General features: G+C 75.0%; 18 protein-coding genes. 8 read left to right on the top strand and 10 right to left on the bottom strand.

Features of this window, described 5'->3' with window-relative positions:
* Nucleotides 1-2: 2 nt before the first annotated feature.
* Complete coding sequence (rfbA, locus tag ACI79H_RS17615; RefSeq protein WP_456555716.1) at nucleotides 3-887, top strand: glucose-1-phosphate thymidylyltransferase RfbA; 885 nt, start codon at nucleotides 3-5, stop codon at nucleotides 885-887.
* Here the strand turns inward: rfbA and ACI79H_RS17610 are convergent.
* The 5 genes from ACI79H_RS17610 to ACI79H_RS17590 all read right to left on the bottom strand — a co-directional run bounded on the left by ACI79H_RS17610 (nucleotide 872) and on the right by ACI79H_RS17590 (nucleotide 6,717).
* Nucleotides 872-1,801 (bottom strand): DNA-3-methyladenine glycosylase family protein, encoded by a 930-nt coding sequence (locus ACI79H_RS17610; protein ID WP_456555715.1) that lies wholly within the window; start codon nucleotides 1,799-1,801, stop codon nucleotides 872-874. The genes rfbA and ACI79H_RS17610 overlap by 16 nt on opposite strands.
* Nucleotides 1,798-3,369: a glycan biosynthesis hexose transferase WsfD gene (wsfD, locus tag ACI79H_RS17605; RefSeq protein ID WP_456555714.1), complete on the bottom strand. Its 1,572-nt coding sequence runs from the start codon at nucleotides 3,367-3,369 to the stop codon at nucleotides 1,798-1,800. The genes ACI79H_RS17610 and wsfD overlap by 4 nt, the downstream gene beginning before the upstream one ends.
* Before the next feature lie 87 nt (nucleotides 3,370-3,456).
* Complete coding sequence (locus tag ACI79H_RS17600; protein WP_456555713.1) at nucleotides 3,457-4,557, bottom strand: mannose-1-phosphate guanylyltransferase; 1,101 nt, start codon at nucleotides 4,555-4,557, stop codon at nucleotides 3,457-3,459.
* A gap of 35 nt (nucleotides 4,558-4,592) precedes the next feature.
* Nucleotides 4,593-5,534: a glycosyltransferase family 2 protein gene (locus tag ACI79H_RS17595; protein WP_456555712.1), complete on the bottom strand. Its 942-nt coding sequence runs from the start codon at nucleotides 5,532-5,534 to the stop codon at nucleotides 4,593-4,595.
* A 43-nt stretch (nucleotides 5,535-5,577) separates the two neighbouring features.
* Nucleotides 5,578-6,717: a glycosyltransferase family 4 protein gene (locus ACI79H_RS17590; RefSeq protein ID WP_456555711.1), complete on the bottom strand. Its 1,140-nt coding sequence runs from the start codon at nucleotides 6,715-6,717 to the stop codon at nucleotides 5,578-5,580.
* A 237-nt stretch (nucleotides 6,718-6,954) separates the two neighbouring features.
* Between ACI79H_RS17590 and ACI79H_RS17585 the strand changes: the two genes are divergently transcribed.
* The gene (locus ACI79H_RS17585; protein WP_456555710.1) at nucleotides 6,955-8,265 is read left to right on the top strand and encodes an acyltransferase family protein; all 1,311 of its coding nucleotides are present in this window, start codon (nucleotides 6,955-6,957) and stop codon (nucleotides 8,263-8,265) included.
* Between the two features lie 4 nt (nucleotides 8,266-8,269).
* Here the strand turns inward: ACI79H_RS17585 and ACI79H_RS17580 are convergent, their stop codons facing one another.
* Entirely contained in the window at nucleotides 8,270-9,373 is a 1,104-nt protein-coding gene (locus ACI79H_RS17580) for a glycosyltransferase (protein ID WP_456555709.1), read from the bottom strand.
* A 31-nt stretch (nucleotides 9,374-9,404) separates the two neighbouring features.
* On the opposite strand from ACI79H_RS17580, the gene ACI79H_RS17575 reads away from it, so the two are divergent.
* The 3 genes from ACI79H_RS17575 (at nucleotide 9,405) to ACI79H_RS17565 (ending at nucleotide 12,559) form a co-directional block, all read left to right on the top strand.
* A complete protein-coding gene (locus tag ACI79H_RS17575) occupies nucleotides 9,405-10,505 on the top strand; it encodes a glycosyltransferase family 4 protein (protein WP_456555708.1) in 1,101 nt (366 codons plus the stop codon).
* Nucleotides 10,506-10,587: 82 nt separating this feature from the next.
* Nucleotides 10,588-11,568 carry a GDP-mannose 4,6-dehydratase gene (locus ACI79H_RS17570; protein WP_456555707.1) on the top strand — a complete coding sequence of 327 codons (981 nt, stop codon included), beginning with the start codon at nucleotides 10,588-10,590 and terminating at the stop codon, nucleotides 11,566-11,568.
* Nucleotides 11,569-11,584: 16 nt separating this feature from the next.
* A complete protein-coding gene (locus ACI79H_RS17565; protein WP_456555706.1) occupies nucleotides 11,585-12,559 on the top strand; it encodes a GDP-mannose 4,6-dehydratase in 975 nt (324 codons plus the stop codon).
* 55 nt (nucleotides 12,560-12,614) lie between these two features.
* Here ACI79H_RS17565 and ACI79H_RS17560 read toward each other — a convergent pair whose 3' ends face one another.
* From ACI79H_RS17560 to ACI79H_RS17545, 4 genes are read right to left on the bottom strand one after another with little or no spacing between them, the layout of a single operon-like run.
* On the bottom strand, nucleotides 12,615-14,084 hold the full coding sequence (locus tag ACI79H_RS17560; protein WP_456555705.1) for a glycosyltransferase: 1,470 nt from the start codon (nucleotides 14,082-14,084) through the stop codon (nucleotides 12,615-12,617).
* Nucleotides 14,069-15,271, bottom strand: a complete 1,203-nt coding sequence (locus ACI79H_RS17555) for a glycosyltransferase family 4 protein (protein ID WP_456555704.1) — start codon at nucleotides 15,269-15,271, stop codon at nucleotides 14,069-14,071. Before ACI79H_RS17555 ends, ACI79H_RS17560 begins: the two co-directional genes overlap by 16 nt.
* Nucleotides 15,272-15,307: 36 nt before the next feature.
* On the bottom strand, nucleotides 15,308-16,555 hold the full coding sequence (locus tag ACI79H_RS17550; RefSeq protein ID WP_456555703.1) for an ABC transporter ATP-binding protein: 1,248 nt from the start codon (nucleotides 16,553-16,555) through the stop codon (nucleotides 15,308-15,310).
* A gap of 5 nt (nucleotides 16,556-16,560) precedes the next feature.
* Complete coding sequence (locus ACI79H_RS17545) at nucleotides 16,561-17,541, bottom strand: ABC transporter permease (protein ID WP_456555702.1); 981 nt, start codon at nucleotides 17,539-17,541, stop codon at nucleotides 16,561-16,563.
* A 187-nt stretch (nucleotides 17,542-17,728) separates the two neighbouring features.
* Between ACI79H_RS17545 and ACI79H_RS17540 the strand changes: the two genes are divergently transcribed.
* From ACI79H_RS17540 to ACI79H_RS17530, 3 genes are read left to right on the top strand one after another with little or no spacing between them, the layout of a single operon-like run.
* Nucleotides 17,729-18,748, top strand: a complete 1,020-nt coding sequence (locus tag ACI79H_RS17540) for a glycosyltransferase family 4 protein (RefSeq protein WP_456555701.1) — start codon at nucleotides 17,729-17,731, stop codon at nucleotides 18,746-18,748.
* Nucleotides 18,745-19,656, top strand: coding sequence for a hypothetical protein (locus tag ACI79H_RS17535; protein WP_456555700.1), 912 nt, complete (start codon nucleotides 18,745-18,747; stop codon nucleotides 19,654-19,656). Before ACI79H_RS17540 ends, ACI79H_RS17535 begins: the two co-directional genes overlap by 4 nt.
* Nucleotides 19,653-20,978 carry a class I SAM-dependent methyltransferase gene (locus ACI79H_RS17530; RefSeq protein ID WP_456555699.1) on the top strand — a complete coding sequence of 442 codons (1,326 nt, stop codon included), beginning with the start codon at nucleotides 19,653-19,655 and terminating at the stop codon, nucleotides 20,976-20,978. Before ACI79H_RS17535 ends, ACI79H_RS17530 begins: the two co-directional genes overlap by 4 nt.
* The last annotated feature ends 9 nt before the right edge of the window (nucleotides 20,979-20,987 follow it).

Raw genomic sequence — 20,987 nt, 5'->3', positions numbered from 1 at the left:
CCATGCGCGGGATCATCCTGGCCGGTGGCACGGGGAGCAGGCTCTTCCCCATCACCCAGGCGGTGAGCAAGCAGCTCATGCCGGTCTACGACAAGCCGATGATCTACTACCCGCTCTCGACGCTCATGATGGCCGGCGTCCGCGAGGTGCTGGTCATCACCACCCCCGGTGACTCCGACGCGTTCCGGGCCCTGCTGGGCGACGGCACCCGGCTGGGCATGCGCATCGAGTACGCGGTGCAGCCTCGGCCCGAGGGGCTGGCGCAGGCGTTCCTCATCGGGGCGGAGTTCCTCGGCGGCGAGGCCGCGGCCCTGGTCCTGGGCGACAACATCTTCTACGGCGCGGGGCTGGGCACCGCGTTGGCGCGGCTGCCCGAGCCCGCCGGCGGGCACGTCTTCGCCTATCACGTCGCCAACCCGCAGGAGTACGGCGTCGTGGAGTTCGACGCCGCCGGCCGGGTGCTGTCCATCGAGGAGAAGCCGGCCCGGCCGAAGAGCTCCTACGCCGTGCCCGGCCTCTACTTCTACGCCGGGGACGTCGTCGAGGTGGCGCGCGGCATCACCCCCAGCGCGCGCGGCGAGCTGGAGATCACCGCGGTGAACGAGCACTACCTGCGCGAGGACCGGCTCACCGTCACCGCCCTGGACCGCGGCACCGCCTGGCTGGACACCGGCACCTTCGCCTCGCTGCGCCAGGCCACCGAGTTCGTCTCGGTGGTCGAGGAGCGGCAGGGCCTGAAGATCGGCTGCATCGAGGAGGTCGCCTGGCGCAACGGCTGGCTGGACGACGACGGCCTGGTCGCCGCCGCCGGCCCGCTCGGCAAGAGCGGCTACGGCGACTACCTGCTGGGGCTGCTCGAGGAGGCCGGGCCTCAGATCCGGCGGTAGTCGGTCGGGGCGAAGCGCGGCCCGCGCCGCGGGCGGCGGGGGCCGCCGGCCAGCAGCAGGCGCACCACCCGCTGGCGGTGCCCGCGCCACGGCTCGAGCAGCGCGAGCATGCCCTCGTCGTCGGTGGTGCGGCGCCCGGTCAGCGCGAACCCCACCTGGTTCTTCAGGTGGTAGTCGCCGACGCTGACGGTGTCCGGGCACCCCAGCGCCCGCTGCACCACCTCGGCCGCCGTCCAGACGCCGATGCCGGGCACCGAGCACAACCGGCGCCGCAGCTCCGCGGAGTCCCACGGCTCGCCGGGCTCCAGCCGGTCGGCGACGGTCGCGACGGCGCGCAGTGCCCGCCGCCGGGCGCCGTCGAGCCCGCACGCGTGCCACTGCCAGTCGGTGATCTCCAGGAGCCGCCGGGCCGAGGGCAGAACGCGCATGCCCTCGGGGGCGGGGCCGGGGGCCGGCTCACCGGCGAGCCGCAGCAGCTCCCGCCACACGCGGTTGGCCTCGACGGTGGTCACCTTCTGCTCCAGGACGGCCGGGACGAGCGCGTCCCACGTTCGCCCGGTGCCGCCCAGCCGCAGCCACGGCGTGCGGCGGTGCAGGTCGGCGACCAGCGCGTGGTCGCCGGGGTCGAAGTCGTCGACCGGGTCCTCGGCGCCCAGCGCGCGGGGCACGGCCGCGCCGGCCCGCTCCGCCCCGGGGCCCCACGCGGACACCGTCACCCGGCCGGCGGAGCAGCGGATGCGCACGGTGGCCGGCCCGTCGGGGGTGCTGGTGGTGCGCCAGATGCCCTCGGGCGTCACCCGCTGCGCCGGGTCGGCGGTGCCGCGGCCGTGCGGGGCCAGCGCGCGGCGGAGGTCCAGCGGCCAGTCCGGCTCCCACTGCGCCTCGTAGGCGGCGACGGCGATCGCGGCGCTCACCGGGTCTCGCCCACCGGGGCCGGCGCGGCCGGCTCGGGCGCCGTGTCGCCCCCGCCGTCCCGATCCCCGGCGGGCGCGGCGCGGCGCCGGCGGACCGCGGCGAGGGCAGCGCGGGCCCCCGCCTCGAGCAGGACCGCGAGCAGCAGTCCGGTGGCGAAGGCGGCGTGGACGTTGTGCTTGGCCAGCTCGTAGTAGCCGTCGCTGAGCGCCACCAGCGACTGGCTCACGGCGTAGCCGGTCAGCAGCACCAGCAGGACGCCGCGGGCGGCCCGTCCCGCCTCGCGCGACCGCGCCCAGCGGACGCCGAGGACGGCTGCGCCGAGCCAGAGGAACGCGATCGAGGGCACCGGCCACCCCGTGGGCAGCAGACCCAGCACCCAGAAGACCGGGCTCGGGCGCTCGGCGAGCTGCGGGTCCCCACCCGCCTCGCCGGGCAGGTTGGCCAGGTAGTCGACCCGCGCCTCGGTCACGGCGTCGAAGGAGCGCGGGACGAGCTCGAGGAACCGGTCGGGGTGGCCGGCGAAGAACTCGAGGTAGGTCTTCCAGGAGAAGACGGTCCAGGCGTTGTCCTCGATGCCCTGGTCGCCCCAGGGGGTGTCCTCCTGCCAGGCGTTCGTGCCGGCGTACTTGGCCAGCTCGGGCGGCAGCCCCATCTCGCGGAGGTCCGCGCGCGGGTCGTCGGACTCCGCGAGGATGGTGTGGAAGAGCAGGTTGTACTTGTTGCCGTTGCTGAACCCCTCGCCCTGGCCGCCGGCCACCAGCGCGCCGGCCACCCCAGCGACGGCGAGCACGAGCAGCACCGCGATGCCCGGCCGGGGCACCGCCCGGCGGGCGGGCGCCGGCCGGCGGGCCCAGTGCCGCCGGCTGAGCAGCAGCGCCAGCGCCACGGCGGGGACGACGGTGAGCAACGACGTCTTGGCCGTGGCCGTGAACACCACGGCCACCGCCAGCAGGAGGAGCCACGGCCAGGTCCGGTGGACGACGAGCCCTACGACGGCGGCGCACACCCAGAGCAGCCCGATGAAGCCGGCCTGGTCGGTGTAGCCCGAGTTGAGGTAGGTGACGAAGCCGATGTCGCTGACCGCCACCACGACCAGCGCGGTCAGCGGCCAGCGGGACCCCGCGCCGCCCGGCAGCGCCAGGAACAGCGCGGCCGCGCCGAGGCCCAGGAGCACCGCTCCGACGACGGCCAGGACCGCCACGTCGAAGGAGTCGGAGCCGGTCACGAGCCGCGTGGCCCAGTACGTGAGCCGCAGCACGGGTCGCCAGGAGGTGGCGTACCGCCAGTTGTCCTCCGTGCAGCGCTCGGCCGGCCGGTAGTCGCCCTCGAAGCCCTGCTGCGAGGAGTCCGGCCCGATGCCCAGGCCCAGGCGGCAGACCAGCCGGTCGGCGTCGCCGTTGTCCGCGAGCCCCACCGTCCCGCTCACGAAGAGCTGGGCGAGGACCACCGCCGTCGTGAGGGCGAGGACCGCCGCGGCCGCGGCGGCGCGCGCCCGCCCGGTCAGCCCTCCCGGCGACTGCTCGCCCGCCGGTCCACCGGTCGGGCGCCGGTCACGGAGAAGACGCACGGCCACCATCTTGCGCGAAGTCGTCCATCCGTGTCGGAGCGTCACCCCGGTGCTTCGTCACACGGCCCCCGCGGGGATGGCCCGGGCTCAGCTGAAGCGGGCGCCGTGCCGCGACTCGACCTCGGCGAGCAGCGCCTTGACCCGCTCGGCGTCGGCCACCGGGCAGACCACGGTCACGTCCGCGGTGTGCACGACGACGCTGTCGCGCACGCCGAGCAGCGCCACCAGGTGGTCGGGGTCGTCGGAGAGCACGACGTTGCCCGAGCTGTCGAGCAGCACCCGCAGCCCGCGGCCGGCGTTGCCCTGGTCGTCGGTCTCTAGGGTGTGGGCCAGCGCCGGCCAGGAGCCGATGTCGAGCCACTCGACGTCGAGGTCCACGACGGCGACCCGTCCGGGCTCGGCGGCCGCGGGCTCCAGGACGGCGTAGTCGACGCTGATCTTCGGCAGGGTCGGGAACACCTCCGCGAGGACGGCGTCCCGCTCGGGACCCGCGGGCGCGGCCACGATGCGGGCCAGGCCCTCGGCGGACTCCGGGAGGTGGTCGGCGAGGGCGTCGAGCACCGTCTGCGCCCGCCACACGAACATGCCGGAGTTCCAGACGTACTCCCCCGACGCCAGGTAGGCCTCCGCGGTCGCGCGGTCGGGCTTCTCCCGGAACGACGCCGCCTCCGCCGCACCGGGCACCTCGGTCGGCGCGCCCTTCTGCACGTACCCGAAGCCGGTCGCCGGGGAGGTCGGGGTGACGCCGAGGGTGACCAGCGCCGAGGGGCGGACGCCGAGCAGGTCGTAGGCGGTCGTCAGCGCGGTCACGAAGCGCTCGACCGGCCGGATCACGTGGTCGGCGCTGACGACGGCCAGCTCGGCGTCCGGGTCGACGTCGGCCACCAGCGCGGCGGTGAGCCCGACCGCGTTCGCGGTGTCCCGCGCGGTCGGCTCCAGGACCAGGCGGTCGGCGCGCAGCCGGGGCAGCGCCGCCCGCACCATGTCGGCGTAGCGGGCGGCCGTGCACACCCAGATCTGCTCGGCCGGCAGCACGGCCTCGAGGCGGGTGAACGCCTCCTCCAGCAGGCTGTGCGCGCCGCCGTCCTCGTCGGCCACGACGTCGAGCAGCTGCTTGGGGCGCTGGGCGCGGGACAGCGGCCACAGCCTCGTGCCGGAGCCGCCCGCCATGATCACGGCGTGTCGCATCGTCGTCCCTCTCGTCGGTCGGTCGTCCGGCCGGCTCAGGGGTGGCCGGTGGTGGGGTGGTCCGGGTGGTCGTGCGGCAGCTGGTCCACGGTCTGCTGCGGCTGGGCGCCGGCGTCGACCCGGCTGCTCACGTAGGAGACCAGCATCCGGGCGCCCAGGCCGGCGCGGAGGGCCGCCCGCAGCGGGGCGTGCCGGCGCCGGGGCCAGTCCGCGGAGAGGTACCGCAGGGCGCTGGTGTGGTGCACCCGCTGCATGCGGCGGGCCGAGCGCCGGGTGGCGTGCCCGCCCTCGTGGGTGACCACCGCCGTCGGGACGTAGACGTGCAGCCAGCCGCGCTGCCCGAGGCGGCGGGCGAGGTCGACGTCCTCGAAGTACATGAAGTAGCCGGGGTCGAAGCCGCCCACCGACGAGTAGGCGGCGAGGTCGACCAGCAGGCAGCTGCCCGACAGCCACCCGGCGGGGCGCTCGGTGATCTCGTCGCGCTCGCGGCGGTAGCGCGCCGTCCACGGGTTGGCCGGCCACACCCAGCCCAGCAGCGCGTGCCCGATCCCGGTCGACAGCGACGGGAGGTCGCGGGCGGAGGGGTAGATCGTGCCCTCGGGCGTGCGGATGGCCGGGCCCAGCGTCGCGGCCCGCGGCCAGCGCGCCACGGCGTCGAGCAGCTCGTCGACCGCGCCCGGCTCGAAGCGGACGTCGGGGTTGGCGACGATCGCGTACCCGGTGGTCGCACCGGCCAGCGCCGCGTTCGCGGCGGCCCCGTAGCCGACGTTGCCCCCGGTGGGCAGCAGCCGGACCTCGGCCCGCTCCCGCGCCGCCCGCTCCGGGACGCCGTCGGTGGACCCGTTGTCGGCGAGGACGACCTCGTAGGGCCGGCTGGTGGCCAGCGCGAGGGAGTCCAGGAAACCCTCCAGCGTGCCGCCCGGCGAGAAGGTCACCACCACCACCCGCAGCGGCGCGTCGACCGAGGCGCTTCCCACGGCGGTCACCCTACGGGGGGCCCGGACCGCCCCGAGGGGGGTCTCACGAGCCGGCGGCCGCGGCGGCGTAGGCGTGCAGGTGCCGCTCCGCGCAGGCAGTCCAGGTGAAGCCCGCCGCCCGCGTCACGGCCGCGGCGGACAGCCGGGACCGCTCGGCGGGTGCGTCGAGCAGGTGCCGGAGCCGGCCGGCGATCGCCGCGGCCTCGGTCTCGGTGTAGGCCACGGCGTCGCCGCCCACCTCGGGCAGCGCGAGCGACCGGGTGGTGAGCACCGGCGCCCCGCAGGCCATGGCCTCGAGCACCGGCAGGCCGAACCCCTCGGCCAGACTGGGGTAGGCGAGCACCTCCGCGCCGCCCAGGAACCCGGCTAGCAGCTCCAGCGGCAGGTAACCGGGGCGGAGCACCTCGAGGTGGTCCGGGACGCGGGCCAGCACCTCGTCGACCCGCTCGTCCCAGCCGCGGCCACCGGCGAGCACCAGCGCCGGGGGGTCGGCCAGCCCGGTCACCGCCTGCTGCCAGCCCTCGACGAGCGCGGGCACGTTCTTGCGCGGCTCGATGGTGCCGAGGAACCCGACGTACCGCGCCGACCGGAGCCCGAGGTGCGCGCGGACGGCCTCCACCTCGTCCGCGGCCGGCACGTGGAAGCGGGCGGCGTCCACCCCGTGGTGGGCGACCTCGACCTGGCCGTGCACGCCGCGCGTCACGCGGGCCAGCTCGTCCAGCGTGGCCTGCGAGGGCACCACGCAGCGGCGTGCGCGGCGCAGCGAGAGCGTCGTCCAGGCCCGGAAGAAGGTGCGCTTGACCCGCTGGTGGACCTCGGGGTGGGTGAAGAAGGTCGCGTCGTGCAGCGTGGTGACGACGGGCAGGCCCCCCGCCAGCGGCATCGTGTAGTGCGGGCAGTGCAGGACGTCGGCGCCCACCTGACGCGCCACCCGGGGCAGCCCGACCTGCTCCCAGGCCAGCCGGGCGGGCCGGCGCGCGATCCCCTCGGGCGCCGCCACCACACGCGCTCCCGGCACCAGCTCGCGGTAGAACGGCTCGTCGCGCCGCTGGCAGACGACCGCCAGGTCGGCGCCGAGCCCGGCGAGCGCCGGGAGCAGCTGGTCCACGTAGCGGCCGACACCGCCCCTGTCGGCGGGCACCGCGGTGGCGTCCACCAGGACGCGGGGCGGGACCGGTGACAAGCGAGGCCTTCCTCGAGCTCGGCGCAGCGGCTGGACGACCGGCCGAGGGTAGCGCGCGGCCGGGCCGCCCCCCGTGAGGTCGCTGCACCGGAAGTGACGGACGAGTCCTACGCCACGCCGGGAACACGCCGTGGCGCCCGAGCACACCCCGGCGTGCTGTCACGATGGGGTCACAGTCGGTTCGGACCCACCCGCGCGACGCTCCGGCGGAGCCGCGCACCCTCGGAGGACACGCGCATGCTGCAAGGGATGACCGGGGTCGAGCGGGCGCACGACGCGCTCGAGGACGCCGCACCGGCCACCGTCCCGCCCCCGGTCCACGACTCCACGGTGACCAGCAAGGGCCGGCTGGAGTTCCTGGACGCGCTCCGCGGCATCGCCGCCCTGGTCGTGGCGGTCCAGCACATCGGCGAGGGCTTCTGGGTCGAGCTGCTGGGCTGGTCCCACTACTGGTTCCGGTGGGGCGAGTTCGGCGTCCTGGTCTTCTTCCTCTGCAGCGGCTTCATCATCCCGGCGTCCATGGAGCGCCGGAACGACCTCGTCGAGTTCTGGATCGGCCGGTTCTTCCGGCTGTGGCCGCTGTACCTGTTCGTGATGGCGTCCATCCTGGCCGCCTGGTCGCTCACCGCCCGCCTGGCCCCGCCGGCCGGCTACCGCGTCGTCGAGGACTCGCTGCTCAACCTCACGATGCTGCAGGTCTTCTCCACCCGGCCCCTGGTCATCGGCGCCTCCTGGACGCTGGGGTACGAGCTCGTCTTCTACCTGCTCGTGTCCGTGCTGTTCCTGCTGAACCTGCACCGCAGCTCGGCCACGACGGCGGTGCTCCTGCTCGTGTCGGCCCTCGGGCTCGGGGGGACGACCACCCTGCTGATGGTCCAGCGCCAGCCGGACACGCACTGGTGGGCGGTCCCGGTCGCCGGTCTCCTGCTGCTCGTGGTCGCGGCCGGCCGGCTGCCCGACCTCCGCCGCCGGGCGGCGCTGGTCGCCATGGGCTCCGTGGTCGTCGTGGCGATGGCCAACCGCCCCCACGACATGTACTTCTCGCTCCTCCTGCTCGGGTCGATGTTCGTGGGCACCGTGCTCTACCGCTGGACGGCCGGCCAGACCAGCGGCCGGACCGCCGCGGCGGTCTACGCCCTCGGGCTCGTGGTCATCGTGCTGGCCCACCGCACCTGGCACATCGGCTACACGGAGCCGATCAGCGGGGAGACGCCGCAGTGGTGGACCGAGGTGGTGACCTTCCTCGGCGCCTACCTCGTCTTCGGTGCGGCGCTGCTGCTGCGCGGGCGCCGCTGGCCCCGGGCGCTGACCTACCTGGGCACCATCAGCTACTCGGTGTACCTGCTGCACGCGCTCGTGCTGGTGGTCTTCCCGGCGGTCCCCGGCGGGCCCTGGGTCGGCTTCACGGTGATGCTGGCGACGACCCTGGTGGGCGCGGCCCTCACGTACCGGTTCGTCGAGAAGCCCGCCATCGCGCTCGGCCGCCGCGTGGTCGAGGCGCGGCGGGCCCGGCTCGAGGCCCGGGCCACGGCAGCGGCCGGCGCCTGACGGGCTAGGGGCGCAGCTCCCGGTAGAGCTCCCACAGCCGGGCGGCGGCCCCGGTCCAGGTGAACTCGGCGGCCCTCGCCCGCCCTCGTCGCACCAGGTCGCGGCGCACGTCCTCCTCGGCCACCACGCGCGCCAGGGCGGTGGCCAGCGCCGCGGTGTCGCCGACCGGCGCCACCGCGGTCGCGCCGCCCCCGACCTCCACGAGCGCCGGGTCGTCGGAGGTGACCACCGGCACGCCCGCGGCCATGCCCTCGAGGGCGGGCAGCCCGAAGCCCTCCGCCCGGCTCGGCACGACCACCGCGGCCGCACCGTGCAGCAGCGCGGCCAGGTCCGCGTCGGGGACCCGCCCGAGCGCGCGCACCCGCCCGTCGGCCAGGCCCGCGCGGGCCGCCAGGGCCGCGAGGTCGACGCTCCCCCACCCGGGCTGGCCGGCCACCAGCAGCGGGAGGTCGGGTGCACCGGGCCGGCCCAGCGCCTCGACCAGGACGTCGAGGCCCTTGCGCGGCTCGAGGGTCGCCGTCGTCATGACGTAGCCACCCGGGACGGCGCCGAGCGCGGCGAGCCGGTCGGCGGAGTCGGCCGGCAGCGCCAGCCGCCCGGAGACGCCCTCCCCCACCACGACCACCGGGCAGCGGAGGTGGAGGTGCTCCGCCAGTGCGTGGGCGACCGCCTCCGTGGGGACGACAACCGCGGCCGCGGCCCGTGCCGCCCGCTCGCCCGTGCGGCGGTGCCAGTGCGCGCCGCGGGCGGTGAGGGTCTCCGGATGGGTCCACGGCACCGCGTCGTGCACGGTCACCACCACCGGCAGCCGGCTGCCCAGCGGGGCGAGCAGCGTGGGGGCGTGCAGCAGGTCGACCGCCCGGGGCCGCGGGCGCGCGGACCGCTCCCAGGCCGCGACCAGCGCCCGGCGCGGCAGCGGCAGGCGCGCCGGGCCCGCCACCCCGGGCACCCGGGCGGGTGCGGTGTCCCGGTGCCAGGCCGTCCAGCCGGCGACCGAGTCCCCGCTGCCCGCGGTCGCCGCCAGCGCCTCCGCGATCTCGCCGGCGTACCGGCCGGTCCCGCCCGGCACGGGGGCCAGCAGCTGCTCCACGACCACTCCGACCCGCACGCCCCGACCCTAGGTGCGGGACGATGCGGCCGTGCGCATAGGACTGGACGCGACCCCGCTGCTCGGCCCCCGCACCGGCGTCGGCCGGTACACCGGGGAGCTCGTGCGCGAGCTGGCCGGCGACGACGACGTCGTCGCCACCGCCTTCACCTTCCGCGGGACCGACCGGCTGCGGGACGCCGTCCCCGCGTCGGTCGAGGTGCGGGCGCGCCGGATGCCCGCCCGCCTGCTGCGCGAGCTGTGGCGGCGGACCGACGTCCCACCCGTGTCCTGGTCGACGGGCCGGGTCGACCTCTTCCACGCCACCAACTTCGTGCTGCCCCCGGTCGGCCGGGCGGCCGGGGTCGTGACCGTGCACGACCTCTCCTTCCTGCGGACCCGGGACGCGGTCGACGCCGCCTCGCGGGCCTACCGCGAGCTGGTGCCGCGCAGCATCGGGCGCGCCGCGGTGGTGCTGACCCCGAGCCAGGCGGTCGCCGACGAGGTGGTCGCCGAGTACGGGACCGACCCGGCGCGGGTCCTGGCCACCCCGCTCGGCGTCGGCGCGCACTGGCTCGGCGCGCGGCGACCGGACGACGCGTGGCTGACCGCACGGGGCCTGCCGGACGACTACGTCGTCGCCGTCGGCACGCTCGAGCCGCGCAAGGGGCTGCAGACCCTCGTCGACGCGTTCGACCGCCTGCTGCGCAGCGATCCCGCGGCGCCGCACCTCGTCCTCGTCGGTCCGCAGGGGTGGGGCACGGCGCTGGACCTCAGCCGGCTCCCCGAGGGGAAGGTGCACCTGACCGGCTTCCTCGACGACGAGGAGCTCCCCCAGGTGGTCGCCGGCAGCCGGGGCCTGGCCTTCCCGTCGCTGTACGAGGGGTTCGGCCTGCCGCCCCTGGAGGCGCTGGCCTGCGGGCGGCCCGTGGTGGTGAGCGACCTCCCGGTGATGCACGAGGTGCTCGGCGAGCACGGCCGCTTCGTGCCCGTCGGCGACGTGGACGCCCTCGCCGACGCGCTCGGCCGGCTGCCCCGCCACGAGGCCGGGGAGGCGGGCGACGCCCGCCGCCGCCACGCGTCGTCCTTCACCTGGACGAGGTGCGCCGAGCGCACCCGGGCCGCCTACGCGCTGGCGCTCCCTCCCGGGTGAGGTCCCGGACAGCGGTCGCCCGCGTGGCTAACCTCTGCGTGCTGCGGCTTCCCGCCGCAGGGGAGGAAGACGAGGGACACGCATGCCGACGGCCTTGATCACCGGCGTCACCGGCCAGGACGGGCTCTACCTGAGCGAACTGCTGCTCAGCAAGGGCTACGACGTCTACGGCCTGGTGCGCGGGCAGAACAACCCGAAGGTCGACATCGCCGAGCGGATCCCCGGGCTGCGGCTGCTCTTCGGCGACCTGACCGACCTGCCGAGCCTGCTGCGCGCCATGCGCACCGCGCAGCCCGACGAGATCTACAACCTCGGCGCGATCTCCTACGTCGCCTACTCCTGGGAGAACGCCCACCTGACCTCCGACGTCACCGGCATGGGCGTGCTCAACATGCTCGAGGCGACCCGCCTGTACTGCGGCGACGACCCCACCCGGGTGCGCTTCTACCAGGCGTCGAGCTCGGAGATGTTCGGCAAGGTGCAGCAGGTCCCGCAGACCGAGGCGACCCTGCTGTGGCCGCGCTCCCCCTACGGCGTGGCCAAGGTCTTCGGCCACTACATGACCATCAACTTCCGCGAGTCCTACGGGATGCACGCGTCCTCGGGGATCCTGTTCAACCACGAGTCGCCGCGCCGCGGGCCGGAGTTCGTCACCCGCAAGGTGACCCGGGCCGTGGCCCGCATCCACCTGGGGCTGCAGGAGACCGTGGAGCTGGGCAACCTCGACGCCCGCCGCGACTGGGGCTTCGCCGGCGACTACGTCGAGGCGATGTGGCTGATGCTCCAGCAGGACACGGCCGACGACTACGTCATCGCCACCGGGGAGACGCACTCCATCCGCGAGCTGCTCGACGTCGCCTTCCGGCACGTCGGCATCGAGGACTGGTCGGCCCACGTCGTGCAGAACCCGGCCTTCATCCGGCCGGCCGAGGTCGACCTGCTCATCGGGGACGCCGCCAAGGCGCGCACCACGCTCGGCTGGGAGCCGAAGGTCGGCTTCGAGCAGCTGGTCACCATGATGGTGGACGCCGACCTCGCAGAGCAGCGCAGTCTGGCCGCCTGACGTGGGGACGGCACTGGTGACCGGCCTGACCGGTCAGGACGGCGGCTACCTGGCCGAGCAGCTGGTCGCGGCCGGCGACGTCGTGCACGGCGTCGTCTCCCCCGCGCACGACCCCGACGGCGTGCCGGACCACCTGCGCGCGTTGGGCGACGCGCTGGTCGTCCACGAGGCCGACCTGCACGACCTGGACGCGCTCACCGCGCTGGTGGACGACGTCGAGCCCGATCGCCTGTTCAACCTCGCCGGCATGTCCAGCGTCGCCGCCAGCTGGGAGGACCCGGTCGGCGCCCTCGACGTCAACGCCCGCCCGGTCCTCGGGCTGCTCGAGCACCTCTTCCGGCGCAGCGAGCGGGGGGCGCCGCCGACCCGGTTCGTGCAGGCCTCCAGCGCCGAGGTCTTCGCCGGCTGCGGCCGGACGCCGATCGACGAGGCGTGCGCGGTGAGCCCGCTGAACCCCTACGGGGCGGCCAAGGCGCTGGCGCACCTGTCGGTCGGGATGTACCGGGCGCGTGGCCTGCACGCCAGCTCGCTGGTGCTGTTCAACCACGAGTCGCCCCGACGCCCGGCCCGGTTCGTCACGCGGAAGATCACCGCCGGCGTCGCCGCCATCGCGGCGGGCCGGGCCGACCGGCTCACGCTGGGCAACCTCGCGGTGCACCGGGACTGGGGCTGGGCGCCGGACTACACGCGGGCGATGGCGCTCGCCGCGGCGGCCGACGTCCCGGACGACTACGTCGTGGCGACCGGCGAGGCGCACAGCCTGTCCGACCTGGTGGCGACCGCCTTCGCCGAGGTCGGCATCCCGGACTGGGAGCCCTACGTCGTCTCGGACGCCGGGCTGGCCCGGCCCGCCGACGCGGCGGTGCTGGTGGGCGACCCCACCCGGTTGCGGACGCGGCTGGGCTGGACCCCGACGGTGGACTTCGCCGGCATGGTCGCGGCCATGGTGGCCGCCGACGTCGCGGCGCTCGACGGGGACTCCCCCACCTGACACCGCACGGTCCGGCCGTCTCCCGCGGGGGACGGCCGGACCGTGCGCGGCAGGGTCAGCCGCCGCTCGGGGGACGCCCGGCCGCCGAGCCGTCCTCCTGCGACGTGGTGCCGGCCCTCGTCCCCGCGGCCCGCGCCTCCAGCTCGAGCGCGACCACGGTCGCGTCCTGCAGCTCGTTGAGCCGGTGCAGGATCGGGTCCACCTGGAAGGCCGTCGCCTTGCGCAGCAGCCGCTTCACCACGCGCACCGACCGCCGGCCGTGGTTGGTGTCCGGCGGGCCGACGTGCGGCAGCCGGCGCAGGGGGGCCGACCGGCGGCTGATGTCCTCCACGGAAGCCGCCGTGCCCGCGCCCCGGGTCCCCGCCCCGCGGGCGGCCCGGGTGAGCGAGGAACGGCTCGAGGCCCGCTGGCGCACGCGCTCCTGGAGGCCGGCGCGCAGGTCGCCGTCCTCGGGCAGCTCGTCCTCCGACCAGCTGGTCGCGGGGGTGAGCGCGTGGGCAGGCAGGCGCTCGATCATCGCCTGCCGCAGCTCGTCGTCGTCCTCGACCAGCCGGACGTCGGCACGGGAGGCGGCCTGCTCGGCCAGCCCGCCGACCCGGGTGGCGATGACCGGCCGGTCGAACAGCGCGGCGCGCTCCATCACCCCGGAGGACCAGATGTTCCGGTAGGGCAGCACGACCACGTCCGCGGCGACGATCCACCGGTCGAAGAGCTCGTCGCTGACGTAGCCCAGGTGGACGGTGGCGCCGTCGACGGTCTCGGCGAGGTCGACCAGATCGCCGGCGTGCCGCACCGTGTCCGGGTCGTCGGTCCGGACCGAACCCACCACGTCGAGCCGGGCGCCCGCGACGGAGAGCCCGGCGAAGGCCTGCAGGGCGCGGTCGAAGCCCTTGGACGGCTGGACGAACCCGATGGCCAGGAAGACGAAGGCGTCCGGCTCGATGTCGAGGGACTTCCGGGCCGCCTCGCGGTCCATCTGGGTGTGCGGCCGGAAGTCCGCGCCGTGGGCGATGAGCTCGACGCGGGCCGGGTCCACCCCGAAGTCGGCGATGAACGCCGCCCGCTCGGACGCCGTGTGCACCTTGATCGACTCGGGCAGGTGCCACAACCGGCGCGCCACCTGGCCGTCGGGCCGTCGCGGGTTCCCGTGCCGGCCGTCGATCTCGTGGACGACGACCTCCAGCCGGCGGGCCAGGGCGAAGGGCAGTGCCAGCGCCGCGCTCTCGATCATCCGCGACCGCGGGTCCCCCGGGTCGGGGTAGAAGAAGTCGGGGTGGAACTGGACGATGACCCGGTCGTAGTCGCGGATCCGCTTGGCCAGCGCCAGCGCGCCCCGAGGCCCCCGGAGGTCCAGGTGGTGGTGGGCCGCGCTCGGCCCCGGCGAGAGCACCTCGACGTCGAGGCCCTCCCGGCGCAGCGCCCGGACCGTCTGCAGCGCGTAGGAGGCGATGCCGTCCCGGACCGGCGGGTACGGCGAGATCATCAGCACCCGCTCGCGGCGGTCGTCGGTCACGGCGTCGTCCACGTGGTCAGCCCCTTCTCCACCCCGTCCAGGACCCGGTCCCAGGTGTAGTTCTCGAGCACGTAGTCGCGCCCGCCCTCGGCCAGCCGGCGGGCGACGTCCGGCGCCTCGGCGACCAGGCGCAGGCACTCCACGAACTCGGCTTCGTCGTCGTAGACCAGGCCGGCACCGGAGCGCTCGCAGTGCCAGCGCACGACGTCGCTGCCGCCGTTCGCGATGACCGGGGTGCCGGCCAGCCAGGCCTCCATGACCGTGCGGGAGAAGGCCTCGTACCGGCTGGACTGGATGTAGGCCTCCGCGGCGGCGAACGCGTTGTCGCGCTCCTCGTCGGGGAGGAAGCCGAGGTCGAGCACCCGGCCCTCGAGGGACGGAGGCGGGTTCACCTCACCCGAGCCGAAGGTCACCAGCGACAGCGGCAGACCGCCCTCGACCGCCCGGCCGAACGCGGCCAGCATGTCCTCCCAGCCCTTGGCCCCCTCCCGGCGCCCGGCGTACAGCACGAACCGCTCGGGCAGGTCGTACCGCTCGCGGAAGCCCTGGGGGTCGTACTTCTCCGGGATCTCGACGCCGCAGCCGACGACGTCGTGCGGCGCGAGCTTGGGTGACACCCGGTGCGCGAGCTCGTGCTCGGGCTCGGTCTGGAAGAAGAGCCCCGCGATGCCGGAGAGCACCGGCCGGAAGACGTCGAGGTAGGCGGCCGGCTCGTCGTGCAGGCACGTCCACAGCACGCTCTTCTCGGGCAGCAGCTGGCTGCCGGCGTACGCGGGCCAGAAGACGTAGGGCCCGTAGATCAGCGCCCGGTAGTCCTCGGCGTGGTCGAGGAGGTGGTGGTACATCTCCGGGCTGCGCATGCCCGCGTTGATCCAGCGCTGCTGCTGCACCAGGCCCAGCGGCTGACCGGTGGCGACGGCGTGGTTGAGCCAGCCGCGCTCCGGGTCGTCCTCGAAGACGGCCGGGAAGCGGCGCACCCTGAGCCCCTGCTCCACCGACTCGCCGGCCGGCAGGACGTTCTCCCAGCCGAAGTGGTCCAGGGCGGCGGTGGTCAGGACCTCGACGTCCCAGCCGCGCGCGCTCAGCCGCCGGCCCATCTCGGCCAGCACGATCTCCGCGCCCCCGACCATGCCCTCACCGAACCGTGCGGGCACCACACCGATCCGGCCACGGCGGTCCGCCGGCCCGATCGAGCTCATCTCGTCTCCCTCTGTCGGTCGCCTGCAGCAGGCACGTCAGCGCTCACCGGCCGCGCTCTCGAGCGGCACGCCGCCCCGCGGCACTGCCAGGTCGGCGACCCGGTACCCGGGCCGCAGGTGCACCGCACCGTCCTCGTAGGCGTCGGTGACCACCCGGAACGTCGCCAGCCGGTTGACCCGGTGGTAGACGGTCCGGTTCCCCGTCGAGGCGACGGCGATGCTCACCTGGTAGACGCCCTCGGCCAGCGGGACCTCCGGGAACTCGACCGTGACCTGCTCCGGTGCACCGCCGAGCCCGGGGAGGGCGTAGCCCTGCATGTCGCTGTTGGAGCCCCAGACCACCTGGCCGCCGCTGTCCTCGATCGCGACGCCCACGATCCAGTCGTCCAGCGGGCTGCCCGGGTCGACCCGGAAGCGCACCTGCAGGCCGGCGCCGGAGGGCAGCGTGCGCACCGGCCGGCCGTCGGCGTCGGCCACGGAGACGTCGGAGATCGTCACCCGGCGGGTGCCCTGGGCGGCGAGGTCGACGTTCTTCTCCTCCTCCGCCTCCTCCGCGGCCTGGTTGAGGTCGCGGAACGCGCGGACCGCCTCGGTGGGCGTGCCGTCGACGAGCTGCCGCCCGTGGTCGAGGAGGACGGCGCGGTCGCACAGCTGCCGCACCTGGTCCAGCCCGTGGCTGACGAAGACGATGGTGCGGCCCTCGCGCTGGAAGCGCCGGATCCGGTCGAGGCACTTGCGCTGGAACGGCTCGTCACCGACCGAGAGCACCTCGTCGACCAGCAGGATCTCCGGGTCGACGTGCACCGCGACCGCGAAGGCCAGGCGCACGTACATGCCGCTGGAGTAGAACTTCACCTGGGTGTCGATGAAGCTCTCGATGCCCGAGAAGTCGACGATCTCGTCGAAGTACGCGTCGGTCTGCTTCCGCGTCAACCCCAGGATCGCGGCGTTGAGGTAGACGTTCTCGCGGCCGGTGAGGTCGCCGTGGAACCCGGCGCCGAGCTCGAGGAGCGCAGCCAGCCGGCCCCGCCGCTCGACGTACCCGCTGGTCGGCGTCAGGATGCCGCCGATGATCTTCAGCAGGGTGCTCTTGCCGGAGCCGTTGTGGCCGATCAGGCCGGTGGTGCTGCCGGAGGCGAAGGTGAGGTCGATGTCGCGCAGCGCCCAGAACGCCTCGGCGTTCTCGCGCGAGCGGCGGGCGTTGACCAGCCGCTCCTTGAGCGACTTGTCCTTGCGCAGCGCGAACTGCTTGGAGACGTCGCGGACGCGGATGACGTCGGTCATGGCGGTCAGAGCTCCTGGGCGAAGTTGCCCTGGGACCGGGCGAAGACCCGCTGGGCGAACCAGACGAAGACCGCACCGAAGGCGATGAGCACACCGAGGCGGAGGTACAGGTTCCCGTCGTAGTAGAACGCCGCGCCGGCCTCGGTCTGGCCGCCGGGCCACAGCGCCCGCTGGAAGGCGAGCACGATGTTGGCCATCGGGTTGGCGAGGTAGACCTGGAACAGCCACGCCAGGTCGTTGTCCACGGTGAGGGTCGTGCGGACCTTCGTCCAGTCGTAGACGATCGGCGTCATCCAGAACCAGAGCAGCAGGCCGACCTCGACGAGGTGCGTGACGTCGCGGAGGAAGACGTTGCTGGCCGCGAGGATCAGGCCCAGCCCGACGGCGAAGAGCACCAGGGCCACGACGGCCAGCGGCACCAGCGGCAGGTTCTCCGGCGAGGGGAAGCTCCAGGTCACCACGTAGGCGAGGACGAGGATGACCGCCTGGAGGAACACGTTCACCAGGGCTGCGCCGACGACCGACAGCGGGAACAGCTCGCGCGGGAAGTAGACCTTCTTCACCAGGCCGGCGTTGCCGACGATCGAACCCGTGCAGCCGCCGATGATGTCGGTGAACAGCGTCCACGCCAGCAGCCCGGTGAACAGGTAGATGCCGAACTCGGGGATGACCCTCCCCGACCCCAGGAAGACGCCGATCGCCACCGCGTAGACCAGCAGGTAGAGCAGCGGGCGCAGCAGGGTCCAGAGGAAGCCCAGGACGCTGTCCTTGTACTTGACCTTCAGCTCTTTGCGGATCAGCTGACCGAGGAGCTCGCGGTAGGCCCAGACGTCGCGGACGGTCGGCCCGAAGCCCCGCCAGAACGAGACGGGCTGGTTCACGCGCTCCAGCGGCTGGTCCTCGAGGGGCACCTCGCCGGCTCCGGCTGCGGGCCCCGCGGTCCGCGTCACCGTGAGCGCGGCAGCGCCCCGTTCCTGTCCAGGCATGGGAAGGATCGTACGTACCGGTCCGCCTCGTTCCCCGCGCCGACGGGAGCAGCGTGTCCGGTTGAGGGATGCGCCACGGAACAGCCCGCTCAGGACCCCCGCACGTCCCGCGAGCCCCACGCTCCAGCGGTTAGGGTTCTCGGTCGAGACAGGAAGCGGGGGACGCCCCGGTGCGGAGGGCGGTCACGTGGACATCGTCGTGTGCGGGGCGCAGAAGCCCTTCGTCCGGGGCGGCGCCGAGCAGCACCAGGAGAACCTGGTGGCGGCGCTCGAGGCCGCCGGCCACCGGGTCGACCTCGTCCGCCTGCCCGTGGCGTGGGAGAAGGGCCGGCTCTTCGACTCCCCGCTGGCCTGGCGCATGGTCCCGATCGACGCCGACCTCGTCATCGCGACCAACTTCCCGTCCTACTTCGTGCAGCACCCGAACAAGGTCGTGTGGCTGCTGCACCAGCACCGCGGCGCCTACGACGGCTTCGAGGCAGGCGCCTCGTGGTCGGACTTCGCCTGGGACGACGTCAGCCTCGAGGAGCAGCGGCTGATGACGGAGTGGGACGTCGCCGCGCTGTCCGAGGCACGGAAGGTGTTCAGCAACTCGCGCGTGGTCAGCCGGCGGCTGGCCCGCTTCAACGGGCTGGACAGCACCCCCCTGGCCCACCCCCCACCGTTCCACGACGTCCTGCACCCCGGGGACTTCGGCGACTACGTGCTCTCCGTGCAGCGGCAGGAGGCCAACAAGCGGCCGCACCTGCTGGTCGACGCGATGGCGCACGTCCCCACACCGCTGCGGGCCGTGATGGCCGGCCGGGGCGAGCTCCTCGACGAGGTCCGCGCACACGTCGGCGACGCCGGCCTGACCGGGCGGGTGGAGCTGCCGGGCTTCGTGCCCGACGACGACCTGGTCGAGCTGTACGCCGGCGCGCTCGCCGTCGTCTACGTGCCGGAGGACGAGGACTACGGCTACACCACCCTGCAGGCCTTCTACGCGGCCAAGCCGGTGATCTGCGCGTCCGACTCGGGCGCGGTCCTGGACTGGGTCGAGGACGGCGTGACCGGACTGGTCTGCGACGGGACGCCCGAGGGCCTGGCCGCCGCGATCCGCACGCTGGCCGACGACCCCGACCTCGCGCGGCGGCTCGGCGCCGCCGGCCGTGAGCGCATCGCCGGCCTGTCGTGGGCCGACGTCGTGGCGCGGCTCACGGCACCGTGACCGCCCCCGTCCGCCTGGCCGTGCACATCGGCCGGGACGTCCCCGAGGGGCTCACCGCGGTGCTGTCCGCGCTGCCCCCGGACGTGCAGCCGGTGGCCGCCTCGGCGCGCGAGCCGCTGCCCGAGGGCACGGTGGCCCACCTGTACTGCAGCGACGTCCTCCCCCGCCGCCCGCTGACCCCCTACGCCGTGTGGCGCATGGCCGGGGACGACGCCGGTGAGCTCGGCGACGTCCCCGTGCTGGCCGACGCCGGGGGCGAGCACGTGCGCCCCGGCGACCTGCAGCTGTCCCTGCGCGCCTGGCCCGCCGCCGCCCGGCCGGTGCTGCCCTTCACCCGGGCCGGGCTGCGCCGCGTGCGCGACCTGCCCGAGCGCCTCGTCAGCGAGGCGCGCCCGGACGGCGTCTCCTGGGGCTCGCCCGGCGAGCCGCCGGCCACCGCCCCGCGGGACACCTGGCCGACCCTGGCGGCGCTGTCCTCGGCCGTGGTCGCCACCGGTGAGGACCTGTGGACCGCTCTGGCCTGGGCGGCGCCCGCGGTGACCGACGCCGACGGCGCCCGGCTGCTCGGGCTGACCCCGGACGTGGACGTGCTGGTCGGCGCCGACCCGGCCGACCGCCTGCGGCTGGCCGCCGAACTGGCCGCCGATGACGTCCGCGCCGCCCGGCTGGCGCGCAGCGGCTGGCAGACCGCCCGGTCCCACCGGCCGCCCGGGGTGGCCGCCGAGCTGTGCCGCCGCCTGGGCGTCGAGCCTCCCGCGCACAGCTCCGTGTCAGGCTTGACCGCGGCCCTGGACGCCCTGGGCGCCCCGCAGCACAGCCTCGTCCGCCGCCGGGCGCGGGCGGCCACCGCCGGGCTCCCGGGCGCCGTCACCTCCGGCTGGCGACCGGACCGAGAGGAGCACCCGTGAGCACCCCCGACCCGACCAGCGCCGAGGCCGTCGCACTGCTCCGCAGCCGGAGCGCGGAGGAGGCGCCGCAGCCCGGGCCATCGACGGAGCCGGGCCGGATGCGGAGCGTCGCCGGGCGCGTGGCCGGCCGTGGCCGCCGGCTCGCCGGGGGTCTCGCCCGGCGCGGCATGGCTCCCCTCCTCGTCCGTGCGGAGGCAGCCGTCGGCTCCAGGGTGCAGCGCATGGTCGACGCCCGGATGGAGCGGATGGTGACCGAGGCGCTGGACGCGGACCCTGCCCTCGACCACGTGCGCGCCGTGGCCGAGCGGGGCGAGCTGGATCCCGAGCGGGTGCGCGAGCGCAACGAGGCCGTGCACAGCGCCCACGTGAACCTGGAGCTGCTCAAGGGCGAGCTGCGGCACGTGCAGACCACCCTCGACGAGCTGGGCATGGCGTTCGCCCCGGGGACCGGGCTGGCCGGGGCGGGCGCGCGGTACGCCGAGCTGCGGGAGTCGGTGTACGCGCTCGAGCGGCGGCTGCGCACCGCAGGCACCGCCCCCGCGGCGCCCGCGGACGCCCCCGCCACGGCTCCGGCGCGGCCGGCACCGCCGGCGGACGGGCAGGTGCTCTCCTCGACGCTGTTCGACTACGTGGGCTTCGAGCGGCGGTTCCGGGGCGATCCGGACGCCATCCTGACCACCCTGGTCGACCGCTACGGCGAACTGCTGTCCGACCACCAGCCGGTCGTGGACGTCGGCTGCGGTCGCGGTGAGCTGCTGGGGATGCTGGCCGAGCGCGGCATCGAGGTCATCGGCGTCGAGCCCGACCCCGGGATGGCCGCCGAGGCGCGGGCCCGCGGGATCACCGTGCACGAGGAGCTGGCCGGCGACTGGCTGCGCTCGGTCCCGGACGGGTCGCTCGGGGCGATCATCACCACGCACGTCCTCGAGCACCTCGAGCTGGACGACATGATCGAGCTGCTGGAGCTGGCGGCGGTGAAGCTCGGGCCGGACTCGGTCTTCATCAGCGAGACCCCCAACCCCGCCTCGCTGATCGTGCTGGGCAACTCCTACCTGCTCGACCCGACGCACGTCCGCCCGCTTCATCCCAGCCTGCTGGCGTTCCTGTGCGAGAAGGCCGGGTTCCGGGACGTCCGGCTGCGCTTCTACAGCCCCGCCGAGGACTACCACCTGCCGATGACCGAGCTGGGCGAGGACGCCCCGGCCTGGGCCCGGGAGCTGGCCGGCTCGGTCAACCGTGGATTCAGCACGCTGAACGAGGTGCTCTTCGGCCCGCAGGACTACGCGGTCGTCGCCCGCACCCCGCCGGCGCCCGAGTCCTGATCGGCCGCA

The organism is Blastococcus sp. SYSU D01042, assembly GCF_054050515.1.
This window is presented reverse-complemented; position numbering and strand designations above follow the sequence as displayed.